This window comes from Pantoea sp. BJ2, assembly GCF_040255075.1.
GTDB lineage: Bacteria > Pseudomonadota > Gammaproteobacteria > Enterobacterales > Enterobacteriaceae > Pantoea > Pantoea leporis.
The window spans coordinates 3,745,911-3,765,210 of sequence record NZ_CP158292.1 but is presented as its reverse complement, the minus strand read 5'-3'; the positions used below and the strand labels follow the sequence as shown (position 1 = coordinate 3,765,210).

Genomic DNA, 19,300 nt, shown 5'->3' with positions numbered 1-19,300 from the left:
GCGAGGGCGATATGATTGAGTTTTTGCGTTTCCCGGTGAAGCTCACCTTCGCGCTGGTTGCGGCGTTGATGATTGGCTTTCACTTCAATCTGGAAACGCCGCGTTGGGCGGTGATGACCGCCGGCATCGTGGCCGGTGGTACCGCCTTTGCTGCGGGGGGCGATCCCTATTCTGGCGCGCTGCGCTATCGCGGCATTCTGCGCATCATCGGTACTTTTATTGGCTGTATCGCCGCGCTCACCATCATGATTGCCACGGTGCGCGCGCCGGTGGTGATGCTGCTGCTGTGCTGTATGTGGGCCGGCATGTGCGTGTGGCTCTCTTCGCTGATCAAAGTCGAAAACTCCTATGCGTTGGGTCTTGCCGGTTACACCGCGCTGATCATCGTGGTGACGGCGGATGCCAGCGGCGGCTTAACGCTGGCTCCGCAGTACGCGGTTGAGCGCTGCAGTGAAATCGTCATCGGTATTCTGTGTGCCATCCTCGCCGACATGCTGTTCTCGCCGCGTTCGATCAAGAAAGTGATTGAGCAGGAAGTGGACGTGCTGCTGGTGGCGCACTACAAATTGCTGCAGCTGTGCGTCGCGCATGAAGACAAAGAGGAAGTGGATAAAGCCTGGAGCGCGTTAGTGCGTCGCACCACGGCACTCAACGGCATGCGCGGCCAGCTGATGATGGAATCCTCACGCTGGAAAAACTCCAGCCGCCGCCTGCAAATGCTCAACACCTTATCGCTGACGCTGATCACGCAGGCCGCCGAAACTTTCCTGATTCAAAACTCGCGTCCGGAATACATTCCACCGCACTATCGTTTGCTGATCGAAAAAGAGGTCAACAGCGTCAACGATGTGCATAAGCGCATGAAGGTGATGCGTCGCCTGATTGGCGTGAGCAGCAAAACCGTGCCGGTGACGCTGGCGAGTTGGGTCGGCGCGGCCACTGAATATCTGCTGCTGATTAACGGCATTAAAAGTAATAGCCGCATCACCACGCTGGAAGAGAGCATTCTGCAGCGTGAGGTAGTGATTCAGGCGCGCTCTGCGGAAACCCATCACGCGATGATCAACGGTATACGTACCTTTGTCGCCACCGCGCTGGGATCGCTGTTTTGGCTATATACTGGCTGGACATCAGGCAGCGGCTGCATGGTGATGCTGGCGGTAATTACCGCGCTGGCGATGCGTATGCCGAATCCGTTGATGATGGCGAAAGACTTCCTTTACGGCATGACGGTTGCGGTGCCGCTCGGCGCGCTCTACTTCATCTTTATTCTGCCCGCGACCCAGCAAAGTGCGCTGCTGTTGTGTATCGCCATCGGCGCGCTGGGTTTTATCGGCGGCATCTTCGTGCAGCGTCGTCAGTTGGGTACGCTGGGTGCGTTGATTGGTACCATCAACGTGCTGGTGCTGGATAACCCGATGAAGTTCGAGTTCAACGTATTCCTCGATAACGTGTTGGGCCAGGTGATTGGCTGCTTTGTAGCGATGATGGTGATTCTGCTGATTCGCGATAAATCCAAGGAGCGTACCGGACGTAAACTGCTAAATCGCTTTATGTATGCCGCAGTTGCTGCGCTGACCACTAATCAGGCGCGTCGCCGTGAAAACCACTTGCCGGCGCTGTATCAGCAATTGTTTTTGTTGCTCAACCTGTTCCCCGGCGATATCGATAAATACCGTATCGCGCTGACGCTGATTATCGGCCATCAACGCCTGCGCAATGCCGAAGTGCCGGTGAATGCAGATCTCTCGGCCTATCACCGCCAGCTGCGCTACACCGCCGACCGCATTATCTCCGCGACCAGCGATGATAAGCGGCGCTATTACTTCGAGCGGCTGCTGAAGGAGCTGGATGTGTATCAGGAGAAGCTGCAGCACTATGCTGCGCCTGATAACGTCACCGAGCCGGTGAAACGGCTGGCACTGATGCTGGATAAGTATCAGAACACCTTAATACAAATCTGAAACTGGCCGCTGCAACCTGCAGCGGCCTTTTAGATCCCACGCTGACACAAAAACCTCTGATATTGGCATCTATACTTTCCTGACAGGACGCAAACTGACAGGAGAAAACCGATGTCCACTTCCCTGCAACAACACGAATTATTCAAGACCGGCTATTTTGCTGATGGTCAATGGCATAACGCCAGCGCCACCTTTGAGGTGACCAATCCTGCCACCGGCGAAGTTATCGCTAACGTGGCGAAAGCCGGCCAGCAAGAAACCGAACAGGCGATTGCCGCCGCGCAGCGTGCGTTTCCCGCCTGGCGCGATAAAACCGCCAAGGCGCGTGCCGAAATCCTTTATCGCTGGTATCAGCTGATCATCGAGAACAAAAGCTGGCTCGGCCAGTTGATGACGGCCGAGCAGGGTAAACCGCTTAAAGAAGCCGAAGGTGAAGTGGAATACGCCGCCAGCTTTATTCAGTGGTTTGCCGAGCAGGCGAAACGCGCCAACGGTGAAATCATCCCGCCGGCTAAACCGGGCTCGCGCATTCTGGCGACGCGCGAACCAATTGGTGTGGTCGCGGCGATCACGCCGTGGAATTTCCCGATGGCGATGCTGACGCGCAAACTTGGCCCCGCATTGGCCGCGGGCTGTACCGGCATAATCAAACCCGCTAACAACACACCGCTGAGCGCCTTCGCGTTGCTGGCGCTGGCGCAGAAAGCCGGTGTGCCTGATGGCGTACTCAATGCGGTGGCGGGCGATACGCATGCCATCAGCGACGCGATTATGGCCAGCAAGGCGGTGCGCAAAATCTCCTTTACCGGTTCCACCGCGGTGGGCAAAACGCTGATGCGTAATGCGGCTGAAACCATGAAAAAGGTCTCGATGGAGTTAGGCGGCAACGCGCCTTACATCGTGTTTGATGATGCCGATATTGATGCGGCGGTGCAGGGCGCGATTGCCAACAAATTCCGCAACGCCGGACAGGTGTGCGTCAGCGTCAACCGCTTCTATGTGCATAACGCGGTCTACGATCGCTTCGTTAATCAACTGGCCGATGCGGTGGGCAAACTAAAAGTCGGAAATGGCGTGGAAGAAGGGGTGATCGTTGGCCCGCTGATTGAGCCGTCCGCGCTGGAGAAAGTGGAAGAGCACGTCAAAGATGCATTGAGTAAAGGCGGCAAATTGCTGGTCGGCGGCGAACGTCATCCTCTTGGCGGCAACTTCTGGCAACCAACGGTGATTGGCGAAGCGCATGAAGAGATGAAGCTGGCGCAGGAAGAGACGTTTGGTCCGGTTGCGGCTTGCTTCCGCTTTGACGATGAAGCCGAGGTGATTGCGCGTGCCAACAATACCGAATTTGGCCTAGCGGCTTACTTCTACACGCAGAATCTGCAGCGGGTATTCCGCGTCTCAGCGGCGCTGGAAGCGGGCATGATCGGCATTAACGAATGCGCGGTATCCACTGAGCTGGCACCGTTTGGCGGCGTGAAAGAGTCTGGACTGGGACGCGAAGGATCGGTGTTGGGGATGGAAGAGTATCTGGAAGTTAAAGCGTTGCACCTCGGCGGACTCAGCTAGCCGCAACAACCAAGAGGGCGTCATGATGAGAACCGAGCGTTTCGATTTCGACGAGATTGTCGATCAAGCCCATTTTTATCGACAGTTTAGCGATCGTTTTGCGTTAGCCGATCTCGCCATCAACGATCTTGACGATCTTTGGGATGCGATTGTCGGTGAGCAACTGCCGTTGCCGCTGGAGATTGAATTTGTAAATCTGGGGAAAGGGCAGAAACGCCGGTATGGCGCATTAATCCTGCTATTTGATGAAGCAGAAGAGGAGCTGGAAGGCCAGCTCCGCTTCAATATAAAGTAAAAAGGGCCCCGGCGAGCGGGGCCAAAGGGTTCGTCTTAATTGACGAGGAATTACTTATACAGCTCAGCTGTCACGTGGTAGCTGTCGCCGGTTTTCGCTTCAATCACTTTGTAAGCGCTGGCACCTTGCTCATCCGCTTTCTGAGAAAGCTCGGCACGATAGTCCATTGGCGAACCGCCGGTTCCGCTGATTGAAATGGTGCTGCCGGTAGGTTGCAGATTCTGCGCCTGTTGTTCGGTGACCAGTTGTGCTGCAGAAGCACCAAAGGCGAACAGGGAAAGCAGGGTAGCAGTTGCGATGGTTGTTTTGATTTTCATAATTTTCTCCTCGTTTAATCAACAACCTGCGGCAGAAAAGGGGTGGCGGGTCGTCGATCTATTGCCTGGCGCCATCAAGGCACCGGACGTTCAATTAGTGATTATTTGTACAGTTCAGCAGTTACGTGGAAAGTATCGCCACGGTTGCTTTCGATGATGCGGTAATGGCTGGCACCCTGCGCATCGGCTTTCTGTGACAGTTCCTGACGCACGTTGGTTTGGTCGCCGTCAACACCGCTCACGCTGATGGTTTGGTTCAGAGATTGCAGCTGTTCAGCTTGTTGGTTTGAAACAAGGCTGGCGGCACTCGCGCCAAAAGAAAGAACAGAAGCCAGGCCCAGTACTGCGATAGCTGATTTGGTTTTCATGATTCACTCTCCTGAAATGGGGGCCGGCAACCTGAGAGGCAAGAGCGTCTCAAACGGGTCGCCGTTCACATTGCTTTTTAAGTCAATAACTTATTTGTACAGCTCAGCGGTTGCGTGGTAGCTGTCACCGGTATTCGCCTCAACCACGCGATAGGCTTTCGCACCTTGCTGGTCGGCTTTATCGTTTAACTGCTGACGGATATCCATTGGAGAACCGCCCACGCCGCTGACGCTGATGGTGCCCGCAGGTTGCAGATTCGCAGCCTGTTCGGCATTAATAGAATCTGCTGCAAAAGCACCAAATGACAGGGCAGAGAGAACACTTAAAGTCGCGATAGTAGTTTTAACGTTCATGATAATTTTCCTCGTCGTCTGTTTTTATCTTTTTCTTTCGTGTGATTTGCATCACGAAAACAAGTATAGATCTAATCACCCATGAAATTAATACCGAACTAATAATGTTTGGTTGTAATTCTTTATCCTTATGGCACTTTTTTAGAACCTGAAGTTATAAAAAACGCCTGGATCTTAACCAGAGGTGGTTATTTCACCGTAAAAACAATGATCTACATCAAATTATCTTTTAGTGCGAAAGATCGTGGTTGATCTCGCTGGCTGATACAGATAGAGAAGGAAAAGACACTGAGCACAATGTGTAAAGCAGCGTAAAATAGCGCATAAGGTTAAAAAGGCATAAAGGTCGTACCAATGATAGCGGCTGAAAAGAACCGACAGGCATATGGATAACTTATTATTTACAAAGGGATTTGTAACAGAATGGTTACGAATGAAGCGCAAAGGGCAAGATTACCGGCAGAGGAACTGCCGGTATGCAGCAGGGTTTTATAGCTCTTGTTCGAATAAAACCAGGATCGCGTCGTACAGCTGTTTTACCGAGAAGGTGCGCGCGGGGGTAATAAAAATGGTGTCATCACCGGCAATGGTGCCGAGAATGCCTTCCGCTTTGCCCAGCGAATCCAGCAGGCGCGCAATCAGCTGCGCCGCGCCCGGACTGGTGTGAATCACCACTAACGCATCGTTGTAATCGATATCCAGCACCAGATTCTTCAGCGGGCTGGTGGTGGTGGGCACGCCGAGTTCAGCAGGCAGGCAGTAAACCATCTCCATCTTGGCGTTGCGCGTGCGCACCGCGCCAAACTTGGTCAGCATGCGAGAAACTTTGGACTGATTAATATTCTCGAAGCCGTCTTCCTGCAGCGCCTGCACGATTTCGCCCTGGGAGCTGAATTTCTCTTCCTTCAATAAGGCTTTAAACGCCTTAATCAAGTCGTCTTGTTTCGATGGGTTTCGCATAAGCTACCAATTAAAAAGGGGTTGCAGAGGGCAACAGGCCCACGGCAGATAAATTATTATGCATTTAGATGAATTTTTATGCAATAAGTCTGGTAAGAGAATCGCGGTAATGACCTGCGGGGCGGGCATCATAACAGAATATGATGTTGCACCAAAATCGCGGGTGGACGCGCAAAGCGAAGGTTGCAAAGTTGTTATATTATTGAAGTGGTAACAACAATATCGATGATCATTGCCGTCCATTGTCTTCTGGCTGCGAATGAATCATTCAGGCGACTTCTGAAGTGGAGATGTCTCGGGAGCCGATTGCGGCGTAGTGTTTAGTGCGCGACAGGTTTAGTCGCTATCGCCTGAGAAGTTGATTAAACTCGTAACCTGATGGATTTTCGGCATATCTCTGCCCCACCTTAATAAGGAGTTCAGGATGAAAGTTGCCGTTCTCGGTGCCGCTGGTGGTATTGGCCAGGCGCTCGCACTGCTGCTCAAAACGCAATTACCCGCAGGCTCAGCTCTCTCACTTTACGATATCGCCCCGGTAACGCCCGGTGTGGCGGTCGATCTCAGTCATATCCCAACGGCAGTCACCGTGGAAGGGTTTAGCGGTGAAGATGCTACACCTGCGCTGCATGGTGCTGATGTGGTGCTGATCTCCGCGGGTGTGGCACGTAAGCCGGGCATGGATCGCGCCGACCTGTTTAACGTCAACGCCGGTATCGTGCGTAACCTGATCGAACAGGTTGCCAGTACCGCGCCAAAAGCGCTGATTGGCGTCATCACCAATCCGGTGAATACCACGGTGGCGATTGCGGCCGAAGTGCTGAAAAAAGCCGGCGTGTATGACAAGAATCGCCTGTTTGGCGTTTCCACCCTCGATATCATCCGTGCCAATACCTTTGTCGCGGCGCTAAAAGGCAAGCAGCCTAACGAGATTGAAGTGCCGGTGGTGGGCGGGCATTCTGGCGTAACGATTCTGCCGCTGCTGTCGCAGGTGAAAGGCGTGAGCTTCAGCGAGCAGGAAGTGGCGGATCTCACCAAACGTATTCAGAACGCGGGCACCGAAGTGGTGGAAGCCAAAGCCGGTGGCGGATCGGCGACGCTGTCGATGGGACAGGCAGCGGCCCGTTTTGGCCTGTCATTGATTCGTGCCCTGCAAGGCGAAGCCAACGTGGTGGAGTGCGCGTATGTGGAAGGCGATGGCGAATATGCCCGCTTCTTCTCGCAGCCGCTGCTGCTGGGCAAAAACGGCATCGTTGAACGCCGTCCGCTGGGCACGCTGAGTGCCTTTGAACAGCAGGCGCTAAACGGCATGCTGGAAACGCTGAAGAAAGATATCGCGCAGGGCGAAGAGTTTGTGAAGTGATAAACTCCGAGCGGCAATAAAAAACGCCCGGCATCTGCCGGGCGTTTTGTTTTTATAATCCGCCAGATTTGAAGGTCTTATTGGCGGGCGCACCGTTAGTCGCGGGGTTTTGCTTTCCTAACGTCTCCATGCGCACCTGGAACGGCGGGAACGGCATCTCAATGCCGTGCTCCTCAAAGCCGCGCAGAATCAGCTGATGCAGTTCATGGCGCAGCGGCATACGATGCCCCATCTCCGCCGCATGCACGCGCAGTTCAAACAGCTGAATACCTTGCTGCAGATCGACCAGGAACACATCCGGCGCTGGCATATCTAGCACGTAGGTGCAGCGATCGGCTGCCTGCTTAAGAATGTTGGTCACTTCATCACTGTTGACTCTGGCGGGCGCTGGAATCGTCAGCACCACACGCGTCACTGAATCCGACAGCGACCAGTTCACGAACTGCTCAGTAATGAAAGCCTTGTTCGGCACGATGATCTCTTTGCGGTCCCAATCGGTGATGGTGGTGGCACGCGTGTTGATGCGCGTGATGCTGCCAGTCAGGTCGCGAATGGTCACGGTATCGCCAATACGGATCGGTTTCTCAAACAGGATAATCAGGCCGGAGATAAAGTTAGCGAAAATCTCCTGCATCCCGAAGCCCAAACCCAGACCCAACGCCGCAACCAGCCACTGCAGCTTCGACCACTCAATGCCCATCATTGAGAAGCCAATCAAGCCGCCAATCAGCATCAAAGCATACTTGGTCAAAGTGGTAATGGCGTAGCCGGTGCCCGGCGCCAAACTGAGATGCTGCAACAGCGCCAGTTCCAGCAACGCGGGCATGTTACGCACCAGCTGCGTGGTGATGATCAGCACCAGAATCGCAATCAACACCGCACCCAGCGTAATCGCCTGCACGCTGTCCACACCCTGAATGGTGGTGCTGGCATTCCACAGCGGAATGTTATCAAGGAAGCTAAACGCCGAGTGGATTTCTGACCACAGTACAATCACCGAAACCAGCGCAATCAGCGTCAGGATGGAACGCACCAGACGCAGCGACTGTGCGCTGATCTCGTCGAGATCAATGCTTGGCTCATCGATTTCAATGGTGTCAGCATTCGCTGGCGTTGATTGCTCTTTCTCTTCTTCGCTGCGCGCGCGGTTGGCCAGCATATCGGCACGACGCTGACGTGCACGGTCAAAGGCGATGCGGCGGCGCTGAATCAGCATCCAGCGGCGGATGATGTGATACACCACCAGCAGGAAGAACCAGATGCCCACCGAGGTTTCCAGACGCGCCAGCAGCGCCTGCGCGGTGGCGAGATAACCGATGCAGGAGGCGAGGGCAGCCACCAGCGGCAGGGCGATCATCAGGTTCCACAAAATGCGGTTTACGAAGTTATCGCCGTTGCCCTCTTTATCCAGATAGAGCGGAATACCGGCGCGTTTCAGGCTAACGGTAACGATACTCAGCGCGCCACAAATCAGGATGAAGCACACGCGTCCCAGCGTGCCGGAGAATTGCGGATCGTCGAGATTGGCAAAGGCGATCAGCAGCATGATCAGCGGCACAATCAGCCCCACCGACAGCGAGTAATAGCGCATGGCACGCGCCACGCGCGCTTGCGGCCAGCGGAAATGCACCACAAACAAGCCATCGGGACGTGCAAACGCCGCGCTGATCATAAAGGCCCACAGCAGCGGCAGCGTGGCGGTGATGCCATCGCCAATTGCCACGGCGAACGGATAAGGCCACGCATGCTGTAAACCGTAACCGAGCGCGGCCCACAATACTGGCAGCGGCACCGCCACCAGAATCGACCAAAATACCGTGCGCAGCGTCAGGCTGAAGCGATCCTGCGTCACTTTACCGACGCGGCTGGCGGAGCGCTCCATAAAGGCGTTGTAGTGACGACGAGAGCTGATGCTGAAGCCAACCAGCAGAATCGCACCAATTATCGGCAACACGGTTTCGCGATTGGTAAACATCATCGCCAGCGCTTTGCCGAGCTGGCCGGCGGTATCCAGCGACAACAGACGCTTGAGATCCTGCGCCATCTCCACCGGGAAATTCAGGCCGATGGTATTAACGTCAGCGGTCCAAAACAGATAACGATGCGTCGCATCTTTAACTTCGGCTAAGGCATCCTGCAGCTGCGTATTGGAAACTTTGAGCTTGGTGATTTCCAGAATCAGCGTATCGCAACCGGAAATCAGTGAGTTCAGCAGTTCGCGCTGGGTTTTAAGTTGCGCTTCGAGGATACGTACCTGATCGCTGCTGAACGGCGTGCCGTCATCCTGTTTGGCTTTGCGTAGTTCCTGCTGGCGCTCCAGCAGATCCTCATAATGCAGACGCTGCACCCGCAGCTGGCCCATTTCGCTGTCGATCTGCTGAGATTTCGGCATCTCTGGCAGACGGGCAACCTGCGCACGCAAGGCTTCGCCCAACAGATTGGACGCCCCCAGCCATTGCGACTGCTCACGCAGCGTGCTCAGCGCCTGACGCACCTGCAAGGTCTGATTGGTGGCCAGACGCTGCTGCGAAGCGACTAAATCCATGCGCTGCGCTTGTTGATTAAGGTCTGCGGAGAGTTCGCGGTTAACGCGGAACTGATCGCTGATCGAACTCGGCAGATCGCCGCTGTTTTCCGCCAGCTGCTCGGTGCGCTCCAGCGCCAGTTCAGCTTCGCGCTGGCGCTGATTGTTGAGCTGATTGCGCAGCGCCTGCAGATAGTTATCCAGTTGAGTCGCTTTGCGCTGATGCACCTCAGCGCGCATACGCGCCAGTTCCTGACGGTTATTCGCCGAAAGCTGCGCCAGCTCTAACTCGTCCACGCGCGCTTTGTTGGCGGCGTTTTCCGCCTGACGCGCGTAAATTTGCGCCTGCGCCAGCGGCGTGGTCGCCGTCGAAGCGCTCTGCGCGCGACGATCGCTTTCGGTCATCGCCCGGCGTGCATCGGTTTGCTGCTGCGGCAGCTGCGACAGTGAATCGCTGATCTCGCGCGCGCGATCCTGCTCCTGCTGCGCCTGACGGCCTTCCTCCAGCAGCTGGCTGCTAACCTGCAACAGCTCCTGATCCAGCTCGGCGCTGCTCATATTGCTGCGCACCGCCTTGCTGCTGTCCGTCAGCGTGGCGATCTGCTGACGTAATTCGCGCGCCAGCCGCGGGAAATCATCAATCACCTGCTGATACTGCTTCGCGCGCTCCAGCGACTCATCGCGCTCGTTGAGGAAATTGATCGCCGATTCGAGCGCCTGCACCTGCTCGGTTTGCGCGGGTGAGGTTTTCGCCGATTTAGCCGCATCCAGTTCCTGCTTTAGCTGGCTGGATTGCGGAACGGTGGCTGCAAATACAGAACTGCTGAGCACAAGGCTCAGCAGCAGGGAGAGGAAAACACGCACGGGAGAGATTCCGGGTTATTTGCTAAGTGAGACGCTGTCGCCAGGCTGAGGCAGGGCGATGGCCAGCGGCTGACCGAGGCGGGTTTTGCTTTCGGCTTCAAGGCTTTCTGCCAGCTTCACGCGATTCGGCGCGAACAGGTTGATCACCGTTGAACCCAACTTGAAGCGACCCATTTCCTGGCCTTTCAACAGCACCACCGCACCATCATGATCGGCAGACGGATAGCGCCAGCGTTTAATCACACCTTCGCGCGGTGGCGTAACGGTGCCCGCCCACACGGTTTCGATGCTACCCACAATGGTGGCACCGACAAGGATCTGCATCATCGGGCCATGATCGGTATCGAATACGCAGATCACGCGCTCGTTACGCGCAAACAGATTCGGAATGTTACGTGCGGTCAGCGGGTTGACGGAGTAGAGATCGCCCGGCACATAGATCATTTCGCGCAGGATGCCGTTACACGGCATATGCACGCGGTGATAATCGCGCGGGGCGAGATAAGTGGTAACAAACTCGCCGTCATGAAACTGATCCGCCAGATCGTCGTTACCGGCCAGCAGCGCCTGCAGGCTGTAAGTGTGGCCTTTGGCCTGGAAGATCTGATCGCCGGCAATGCGGCCCAGCTGGCTGATCGCGCCATCGGCGGGCAGCGCCAGTAAAGAGGCATCAGTATCGATCGGACGCGCGCCCTCTTTTAACGGACGCACGAAGAAATCATTGAAGGTGCGGTAGCTGCCGGTATGTGGCTTGCTGGCTTCCGCCATATCCACTTTGTAGTACCAGACAAATAGGTCGATGACCGCTTTAGTGAGCCAGCCACCACGGCGGCTGGCACCCCAACCGGCGAGTTCGGTGAGGCCTTTTTTAGGCAAAATATGATTCAGGCCGAGTTTAAAACGATCAAACACCGTTGCCTCCTGGCTTAATTACGTGTCGTTAACAAAAAAGGGGGCGGATTGTAGCAGCGCCCCAGCGCGTTGGCGAATGTGCCGTTGTACTGCTTAATCTGCGTCGGAGGAAAAGTTTTTACGCGTCTTTACCTGCGCCATACTTTCCAGAATTCGGTGGTAGTTATCGAAGCGGGAGATATCAATCTTGCCCTCTTCCACCGCTTCGCGAATGGCACAGCCAGGATCGGTATCGTGCTTACAGTCGCGGAAACGGCAACCGCCAAGGAATTCACGGAATTCGACAAAGCCGCGCGTCACTTGTTCTGGCTCCAGATGCCATAAACCAAACTCACGCACGCCCGGTGAATCGATCACATCGCCGCCCGCCGGGAAGTGGTAAAGGCGTGACGCGGTAGTGGTGTGCTGGCCTAATCCCGAAACGTTCGACACATCGTTGGTCAGAATTTCAGCCGCTACCTCCAGACCAAGCAGGTTATTCAGCAGGCTCGATTTACCCACGCCAGATTGGCCGGCAAAGATGCTGACGCGGCCGGTTAAGGCGCTTTCCAGTTCAACCAGGCCATCTTTGGCGTGGCTGGAAACCATCAAAACGCGATAACCAATGTTGCGATAGATCTCCATCTGCTCATCAACAAACGCGCGGCCTTCGGCATCTAAAAGGTCGGTTTTGTTGAGCACCAGCAGCGGTTCCACGCCAAGAGTTTCGCTGGCGACCAGGTAACGATCAATGATGTTGAGTGACAGCTCTGGCAGGATCGCCGAAACGATAATGATCTGATCGATGTTGGCGGCGATCGGTTTCACGCCGTCATAGAAGTCTGGGCGCGTAAGCACCGTCTTACGTTCGTGTACCGCTTCGACGATCCCTTTGCCGCCGCCAATGGCAGCGCGCCATAAAACGCGATCGCCAGTGACCAGCGAGCGAATGGTGCGGCGGATATTACAGCGATGCACAACGCCTTCGCTATCTTCCACGTCTGCGTGCATGCCGAAACGGCTGATCACCACGCCATCAGCCGCTTCTCCAAACAGACTATCATCCGGCTCCGGCTTATCGCTCCGTTGCTGCAGACGACGCTGATGGTTGGCGCTTACGCGACGTTGTTGACCTTTCGACAGTTTGTTTTTACTCACGCATCCTCTCACGGCTTTCGCCAGGTTTCGCCCTGCTGGGCAAAACGTCTATGATACACCTGAAATGAGTTTAATGACGACTTTGGCAACAGGCGGGAAACGCATGACAGCTGGAAATGAAAACAACCTGATTTGGATCGACCTCGAAATGACCGGATTGGATCCGGAACGCGATCGCATTATTGAGATCGCTACCATCGTGACCGATGCCAACCTTAACATCCTGGCAGAAGGCCCGGTGTTCGCGGTGCATCAATCTGACGATCAGTTGGCGTTGATGGATGACTGGAACGTGCGCACGCACACCAATAGCGGATTGGTGGCGCGCGTCAAAGCCAGCGAGCACGATGACCGTGCGGCGGAACTGGCCACCATCGAGTTCCTGAAACAGTGGGTGCCGGCGAACACCTCGCCGATTTGCGGCAACAGTATTGGTCAGGATCGTCGCTTCCTGTTTAAGTACATGCCTGAACTGGAAGCCTATTTCCACTATCGCTATCTTGATGTCAGCACGCTGAAAGAGCTGGCGCGCCGCTGGAAACCAGATATCTTGCCAGGTTTTAAAAAGTCCGGTAGCCATCAGGCGCTGGATGATATTCGCGAGTCCGTCGCCGAGCTGGCGTACTATCGCGAGCACTTCCTGCAGCTTTAACCGCCGCGGGTGCGCAGGAAATCATCAGGTTGTCGATAAAAGCAGCGAACGCGCGGAAAGCGCAAAATTTTGCTTTTAGACTCTTGCGACTGAAAGGATTTCTCGTATAATGCGCACCCCGTACCGGTGAAGAATTTGATTCGGAATTCGGAACGAAAAAGTAAAAGCAGTAACGGCGAAGTTCAGAATCGAGCATGTTTATTTGATGCAAGGCGGCAACTGAACGAGTCACACGAGCTTACATCAGTAAGTGACCTGTGCGAGTGAAGGCAGCCAACGCAGCAGTAAATGAACAGGCGAAGATTATGCGGGAATAGCTCAGTTGGTAGAGCACGACCTTGCCAAGGTCGGGGTCGCGAGTTCGAGTCTCGTTTCCCGCTCCAAACTTTCGTTGAGTAGTAAACCTCTAATGCGGGAATAGCTCAGTTGGTAGAGCACGACCTTGCCAAGGTCGGGGTCGCGAGTTCGAGTCTCGTTTCCCGCTCCAGAGTTTGTAGTAAACCATCCAAATCACGGATTTAGTCGTTAGCGTGATTGTTGTGACAAAAATACGAAGAGTCAGAATCGAGTATTTTAGTTTGCAACAAGGCGGCAACTGAACGAATCCCTGGGAGCTTACATGAGTAAGTGACCTGGGTGAGTGAAGGCAGCCAACGCAGTAGCAGACTAAAATACGAAGATTATGCGGGAATAGCTCAGTTGGTAGAGCACGACCTTGCCAAGGTCGGGGTCGCGAGTTCGAGTCTCGTTTCCCGCTCCAGATTTTCATATTCACTAATGTTATTTGCCCTTAGGCGCAATCAGAATTAAAACTGCTGCAGATCTTTTTGATCGTATGCGATACCGTTTTTTTCTGGAAATTTTGCACGCCTCGCTAGCAGCGATAATGCTTGTTGTCTGATGCAGTTATCTTACAGGTTATCCACAATGCGCCTGCAAGCTTCTGACGGCGTTTTCCCCGTTGTTTAAAACTGTTTTGAACAGAGTTATCCACAATCTCTGGACAAACCCCTGCGCGCTAAATACGACGTGAATATTTACAATAATCGCTTAATTGATTGATTTGTAAGTAGTTATAACTATTTCAGACTGTGATCTTGCCCTTAAGACGAAATTACGATCTCCGTCACGATTAAGTGGGATAATTTTATTCACAGCATGTGGAAAAGCGTTTTATCCTGTGCGGCTGCTCAATCACGCATCACGTTGCAGGCCTTTTTCGACCGCGCGCACCAGCCGCTGTTTCTTCGCTGGCTGCACTTCTATCGCTTGCGCCGCGCGTTTCTGCAACTGCTGTGCAATCGCCCATTCAATATGCTCATCAAGCAGGGGATGTTCGCCGCTGCGCAATGCTAATGCCGCCATATTTTCTTCTGCCCAGGGCGCATTGCCCAATGCCACCGCAATATTTCGCAACCAGCGCAAATGCCCAATACGCCGAATCGCTGAACCTTCTGTGATACGCAGAAATTTGGCTTCATCCCATTTGAACAGATCGGTGAGCGGCGGCGCATGCAGCACCGCGCGCGGCGAGAAATCATCTTCATCGGTTAACTGGCCGTAACGATTCCACGGGCAGATCAGCTGGCAATCGTCACAGCCATAAATTCGATTACCAATCAGCGGACGGAACTCTTCAGGAATTGCGCCTTCCAACTCGATGGTGAGATAGGAGATGCAGCGACGCGCATCGACCACGTAAGGTTCGACGATGGCGGAAGTGGGGCAGATAGTGATACAGGCGACACAGCGTCCACACTGCTCTTCCTGGGGCTGATCGACCGGTAGCGGCAGATCAATCAGCAGTTCGCCGAGGAAGAACCACGAACCCGCTTCACGGTTGAGGATCAGCGAATGTTTGCCGGTCCAGCCTAAACCGGCTTTAGCGGCAATCGGGCGTTCCAGAATCGGTGCGGAATCGACGAACGGACGAAAATTAAGTTCGCCACAGTGCGCCTGAATCATTTCTCCGAGCTTTTTCAGTCGATTGCGCAATACTTTGTGATAGTCGCGGCCCAGCGCATAGCGGCTTACATAGCCCAGCTGCGGATTTTTTAAGGTGCTGGCAAAGGCGGCTTTAGCTGGAAGGTAATTCATGCGTACGCTAATCACGCGCAGCGTGCCAGGCAGCAGCTCATGCGGCCGCGCACGCATCATGCCGTGGCGCGCCATCCAATCCATCTCGCCGTGATATTGCTTATCCAGCCACGCCTGCAGTTTGGGCTCTTCGGCGCTTAGGTCGGTATCGCAAATACCCACCTGTTGGAAGCCGAGGTCGCGTCCCCACTGTTTAATTTGTTCAGCGAGCTGTTGAAGATCGAGAGGATATGACATGAGAAACCAGGCAATTGAAGCAAACGCGCGCAGTTTAACACACTCTGTCTGGCCTGCGCAGGCGATGGCGCAACTGGAACGCGATGCCGCCGATAGCCTGGGCTTAACGCTGTTTGAGCTGATGCAACGTGCGGGCCAGGCCAGCTATGAATTAGGCCGCCAGCTGTGGCCGCAGGCGCAGCATTGGTTGATCCTGTGCGGGCACGGCAACAATGGCGGCGATGGTTATGTGGTGGCGCGACTGGCGCATGCAGCAGGATTGAACGTGACGCTGCTGGCGTGCGCAGGCAGCAAAGCCTTGCCAGAAGAGGCGCAGCAGGCGCAAGACGCATGGCTGGCGGCGGGCGGTGTGATTCACGCGGCGGATGCGCCCTGGCCGGAGCAGGTTGAGGTGATTGTCGATGCGCTGCTCGGCACCGGCCTGAATCGCGCGCCCGCCGATCCCTACGATCGCCTGATCACACTCATCAACGCGCATGCCGCACCGGTGCTGGCGATCGATATTCCCTCTGGTTTGCTGGCGGCTAATGGCACGGCGCCGGGCGAAACGGTCATCGCCGATCACACGTTGAGCATGATTACGCTGAAAACCGGCCAACTGACCGGCAAGGCGCGCGATTACGTTGGCGTTCTGCACAACCATGAGTTGGGCTTGTCGGCATATCTTGCCGCTGAGCAGGCACCGATTTCACGCTATGACGCCGGGGATTTAACGCGCTGGCTGAAACCACGTCGCGCTACCTCTCATAAAGGTGATCAGGGGCGGCTATTGGTGGTCGGCGGCGACAGCGGCACGGCGGGCGCGATTCGCATGACCGGTGAAGCCGCCCTGCGAACCGGCGCCGGACTTGTGCGCGTGCTGACACATGAAGATAATATTGGCCCGATTCTCACCGCGCGACCGGAGTTAATGGTTGATGCGCTGAGCGATGAACGGCTGGATCAGGCGCTGGAGTGGGCGGATGTGATCGCCGTTGGACCGGGGCTCGGCCAGCGCGATTGGGCTCAGAAGGCACTGAAAAAGATCGCGGTCAGTGAAAAGCCGATGCTTTGGGATGCGGATGCGCTTAACCTGCTGGCAATCAAGCAGGATAACCGTCAGAATCGCATCATTACGCCGCATCCCGGCGAAGCTGCGCGCTTGCTGGGGGTGAAAACTAGCGAGATTGAGAGTGACCGCTTACACGCTGCGCGCGCCTTGGCGAAACGCTACGGCGGCGTGGTGGTTCTGAAAGGCGCGGGCACGGTGATTGCCAGCGCGGCGGGTGACATCGCCATTGCCGATGTGGGCAACGCGGGCATGGCGTCTGGCGGCATGGGCGATGTGCTGAGCGGGATTATTGCCGCTCTGCTCGGCCAGAAACTGACATTACTTGATGCAGCCTGCGCAGGCTGTGTCGCGCATGGGGCAACAGCCGATGCCGTCGCGCGTCAGCGCGGTACTCGCGGCATGTTAGCCACTGATTTGTTCGAGCTGCTGTGGCAGTTTGTTAATCCAGAGATGATCCAACAATAAAGCATGAAGACCTGTGTTATCCCTTTGCCCGATGAGGCGGCAACCCTGAATCTGGGTGCGCAATTGGCGCGCGTCTGCAACAGCGCGCTGGTGATCTATCTTTATGGCGATTTGGGTGCCGGTAAGACCACCTTTAGCCGTGGTTTTCTGCAGGCGCTCGGCCATCAAGGCAATGTAAAAAGCCCAACGTATACGCTGGTCGAGCCCTACGAGCTCGGCTCTCGCACGCTGTACCATTTCGATCTCTATCGTCTTGCCGATCCCGAAGAGTTGGAGTTCATGGGCATCCGCGACTATTTCACCGGCGATGCGCTCTGTCTGGTGGAGTGGCCGCAGCAGGGCACCGGCGTGCTGCCTGAACCCGATTTAGCGCTGACGTTGCGCTACGTGGATGCGGCGCGTGAAGCCGAAATAAGCGCGGTTTCCGCCACGGGCGAAGCGCTGTTAACCCAATTCCAGCAAGGCAGGGATCCGGCATGATGTCACGGATGAAAATCATTGTACTGAGCTTGCTGTGCCTGTTTTCTGCCTCGGCGTTGTCTGCCACGTTATCAGATATCAAAGTCGAAAATGGCGATAGCCAGGCCACCGTCACCCTGAGCTTTAACGGTCAGCCCGTGTATGGCTTTTTTCCGCTGCACAATCCCAATCGTGTGGTGCTGGATATTCGTCAAAGCGGCGCGATTAAAGGTTTGCCGCTCAATTTTAGCGGCGAAAATATTGTGCAGCGCATTCGCCATAGCCAGCCGAAGGATAAGCAAAGCCTGCGTCTGGTGTTCGAACTGACGCAGCCCGCGCAGACGCGCGCCAGCACGCAGCGCGATGGCAGTAATTATCGCGTGGTGTTCACCATTCGTGGGACGCAGCCAGCGAAGCGCCCGGCCGCTGCCGCGCCTGTTACCACCGCGCGTGAAAGCCAGCCGAGCAGCAGCAGCCAGGGCAATCCGTTCAACGCCAATCAGGTGACAGCGGTGACCAGCAGCAATACCACCGTGCGTCCCGGCAACTCGGTTAGTCGCAACGATGTGGTAATTGTGGCGATTGATGCCGGGCACGGCGGTCAGGATCCCGGCGCATCCGGCCAGCACGGTTTGCACGAGAAAAATGTCACCATCTCAATTGCGCGTAAGTTGAAAGCGCTGATGGATCAGGATCCGATGTTCAAACCGGTGCTGACGCGTAACGGCGACTATTTCATCTCGGTAATGGGCCGCTCAGAAGTGGCGCGTAAAGAGAACGCGAACCTGCTGGTATCCATTCACGCCGACGCCGCGCCAAATCATTCGGCCACCGGCGCATCGGTTTGGGTGCTGTCTAACCGCCGCGCCAATAACGAAATGGCGAACTGGCTGGAACAGAAAGAGAAACAATCTGAGCTGTTAGGCGGCGCAGGCGATCTGCTGGCGAACAGCCAGGCCGATCCCTATCTCAGCCAGGCGGTGCTGGACTTGCAGTTTGGTCATTCACAGCGTGTAGGTTATGACGTCGCCGTCAAAGTCCTGCAGCAGTTGCGCGGTATTACGCCGCTGCATAAGCGTCTGCCGGAACATGCCAGCCTTGGCGTTTTACGTTCCCCGGATATTCCCTCTTTACTGGTCGAAACCGGCTTTATTAGTAATGCCGCGGAGGAGCGGCTGCTTGGCAGCAGCGCGTATCAGGAGAAGATTGCTCAGTCGATTTATAAAGGCCTGCGCAATTATTTCCTTACGCATCCGCTGCAATCGATCCCAAAGGAGGAAAACCGGCCGCTGGACAGCGCACCAGCGGTTAGCGTCGCCAGCAACCCGGCGACCGGCACGGTGCAATATACCGGCGCAACGCAGCGTCATACCGTCACGCGTGGCGAAACGCTGTCGGGCATCGCGGCAAAATATGGCGTGAGCATGGCGACGTTACGTGAGATGAATAGCCTGAAACGCGATGTGGTTTGGGTGGGACAGCGCCTGAAGGTGCCCGCGAAATCCAGCGTCAGCGTGGCGGCGAGTCGTCCAACCCGGCATAAAGTGGTGCGCGGCGATTCGTTGACGGCTATTGCTGCGCGCTATGGCGTGAGCTCGAAAGCCATCATGCAGGCGAATAATATGAAGTCGAGCAATGTGATGCTGGGGCAAAACTTAAAAATTCCGCAATCCTGATTGTTGGCTCCCCGTGAGCCAACCAGCCAGAAGGATCACCAC

At 55.4% G+C, this 19,300-nt stretch carries 16 protein-coding genes and 3 tRNA genes; 11 read left to right on the top strand and 8 right to left on the bottom strand.

Going from position 1 to position 19,300, the window contains the following annotated elements; translation table 11 throughout:
* Window positions 1-11: 11 nt before the first annotated feature.
* From aaeB to AAF463_RS17355, 3 genes are all read left to right on the top strand, one after another.
* Window positions 12-1,964 (top strand): p-hydroxybenzoic acid efflux pump subunit AaeB, encoded by a 1,953-nt coding sequence (aaeB, locus tag AAF463_RS17365; protein WP_350261199.1) that lies wholly within the window; start codon window positions 12-14, stop codon window positions 1,962-1,964.
* A 111-nt stretch (window positions 1,965-2,075) separates the two neighbouring features.
* A complete protein-coding gene (locus AAF463_RS17360; RefSeq protein ID WP_350261198.1) occupies window positions 2,076-3,530 on the top strand; it encodes an NAD-dependent succinate-semialdehyde dehydrogenase in 1,455 nt (484 codons plus the stop codon).
* Between the two features lie 25 nt (window positions 3,531-3,555).
* Window positions 3,556-3,825, top strand: a complete 270-nt coding sequence (locus AAF463_RS17355) for a hypothetical protein (RefSeq protein WP_036647722.1) — start codon at window positions 3,556-3,558, stop codon at window positions 3,823-3,825.
* A gap of 50 nt (window positions 3,826-3,875) precedes the next feature.
* Here the strand turns inward: AAF463_RS17355 and yhcN (AAF463_RS17350) are convergent, their stop codons facing one another.
* The 4 genes from yhcN (AAF463_RS17350) to argR all read right to left on the bottom strand — a co-directional run bounded on the left by yhcN (AAF463_RS17350) (window position 3,876) and on the right by argR (window position 5,824).
* Window positions 3,876-4,142, bottom strand: a complete 267-nt coding sequence (yhcN, locus tag AAF463_RS17350; RefSeq protein ID WP_008101968.1) for a peroxide/acid stress response protein YhcN — start codon at window positions 4,140-4,142, stop codon at window positions 3,876-3,878.
* A gap of 101 nt (window positions 4,143-4,243) precedes the next feature.
* The gene (locus tag AAF463_RS17345) at window positions 4,244-4,510 is read right to left on the bottom strand and encodes a YdgH/BhsA/McbA-like domain containing protein (protein WP_350261197.1); all 267 of its coding nucleotides are present in this window, start codon (window positions 4,508-4,510) and stop codon (window positions 4,244-4,246) included.
* 90 nt (window positions 4,511-4,600) lie between these two features.
* The gene (gene yhcN, locus AAF463_RS17340) at window positions 4,601-4,864 is read right to left on the bottom strand and encodes a peroxide/acid stress response protein YhcN (RefSeq protein ID WP_101762851.1); all 264 of its coding nucleotides are present in this window, start codon (window positions 4,862-4,864) and stop codon (window positions 4,601-4,603) included.
* Window positions 4,865-5,353: 489 nt separating this feature from the next.
* Window positions 5,354-5,824 (bottom strand): transcriptional regulator ArgR, encoded by a 471-nt coding sequence (gene argR, locus AAF463_RS17335; RefSeq protein ID WP_008101964.1) that lies wholly within the window; start codon window positions 5,822-5,824, stop codon window positions 5,354-5,356.
* A gap of 424 nt (window positions 5,825-6,248) precedes the next feature.
* Between argR and mdh the strand changes: the two genes are divergently transcribed.
* A complete protein-coding gene (gene mdh / locus AAF463_RS17330) occupies window positions 6,249-7,184 on the top strand; it encodes a malate dehydrogenase (RefSeq protein WP_097095873.1) in 936 nt (311 codons plus the stop codon).
* Window positions 7,185-7,236: 52 nt separating this feature from the next.
* Here the strand turns inward: mdh and mscM are convergent, their stop codons facing one another.
* The 3 genes from mscM to rsgA form a co-directional block, all read right to left on the bottom strand.
* Window positions 7,237-10,572, bottom strand: coding sequence for a miniconductance mechanosensitive channel MscM (gene mscM, locus AAF463_RS17325; protein ID WP_101762853.1), 3,336 nt, complete (start codon window positions 10,570-10,572; stop codon window positions 7,237-7,239).
* A 15-nt stretch (window positions 10,573-10,587) separates the two neighbouring features.
* Complete coding sequence (asd, locus tag AAF463_RS17320; protein ID WP_350261196.1) at window positions 10,588-11,484, bottom strand: archaetidylserine decarboxylase; 897 nt, start codon at window positions 11,482-11,484, stop codon at window positions 10,588-10,590.
* A gap of 93 nt (window positions 11,485-11,577) precedes the next feature.
* Window positions 11,578-12,621, bottom strand: coding sequence for a small ribosomal subunit biogenesis GTPase RsgA (gene rsgA, locus AAF463_RS17315; RefSeq protein ID WP_101762855.1), 1,044 nt, complete (start codon window positions 12,619-12,621; stop codon window positions 11,578-11,580).
* A gap of 103 nt (window positions 12,622-12,724) precedes the next feature.
* Here rsgA and orn point away from each other — a divergent pair, with 103 nt between their 5' ends.
* The 4 genes from orn (at window position 12,725) to AAF463_RS17295 (ending at window position 14,033) form a co-directional block, all read left to right on the top strand.
* Window positions 12,725-13,273, top strand: a complete 549-nt coding sequence (orn, locus tag AAF463_RS17310; protein WP_101762856.1) for an oligoribonuclease — start codon at window positions 12,725-12,727, stop codon at window positions 13,271-13,273.
* Between the two features lie 307 nt (window positions 13,274-13,580).
* Window positions 13,581-13,656: transfer RNA gene (locus AAF463_RS17305), tRNA-Gly, on the top strand.
* 28 nt (window positions 13,657-13,684) lie between these two features.
* Window positions 13,685-13,760: transfer RNA gene (locus tag AAF463_RS17300), tRNA-Gly, on the top strand.
* A gap of 197 nt (window positions 13,761-13,957) precedes the next feature.
* A tRNA-Gly gene (locus AAF463_RS17295) sits at window positions 13,958-14,033 on the top strand.
* Between the two features lie 434 nt (window positions 14,034-14,467).
* On the opposite strand, the gene queG is transcribed toward AAF463_RS17295, so the two are convergent.
* Window positions 14,468-15,607 (bottom strand): tRNA epoxyqueuosine(34) reductase QueG, encoded by a 1,140-nt coding sequence (queG, locus tag AAF463_RS17290; RefSeq protein WP_350261195.1) that lies wholly within the window; start codon window positions 15,605-15,607, stop codon window positions 14,468-14,470.
* Between queG and nnr the strand changes: the two genes are divergently transcribed.
* From nnr to amiB, 3 genes are read left to right on the top strand one after another with little or no spacing between them, the layout of a single operon-like run.
* Window positions 15,606-17,123, top strand: a complete 1,518-nt coding sequence (gene nnr, locus AAF463_RS17285) for a bifunctional ADP-dependent NAD(P)H-hydrate dehydratase/NAD(P)H-hydrate epimerase (protein ID WP_350261194.1) — start codon at window positions 15,606-15,608, stop codon at window positions 17,121-17,123. The two genes, queG and nnr, sit on opposite strands and share 2 nt — an antisense overlap.
* A gap of 3 nt (window positions 17,124-17,126) precedes the next feature.
* Complete coding sequence (tsaE, locus tag AAF463_RS17280) at window positions 17,127-17,603, top strand: tRNA (adenosine(37)-N6)-threonylcarbamoyltransferase complex ATPase subunit type 1 TsaE (RefSeq protein ID WP_061723444.1); 477 nt, start codon at window positions 17,127-17,129, stop codon at window positions 17,601-17,603.
* Window positions 17,600-19,258, top strand: a complete 1,659-nt coding sequence (amiB, locus tag AAF463_RS17275) for an N-acetylmuramoyl-L-alanine amidase AmiB (RefSeq protein ID WP_350261193.1) — start codon at window positions 17,600-17,602, stop codon at window positions 19,256-19,258. Before tsaE ends, amiB begins: the two co-directional genes overlap by 4 nt.
* Window positions 19,259-19,300 lie beyond the last annotated feature (42 nt).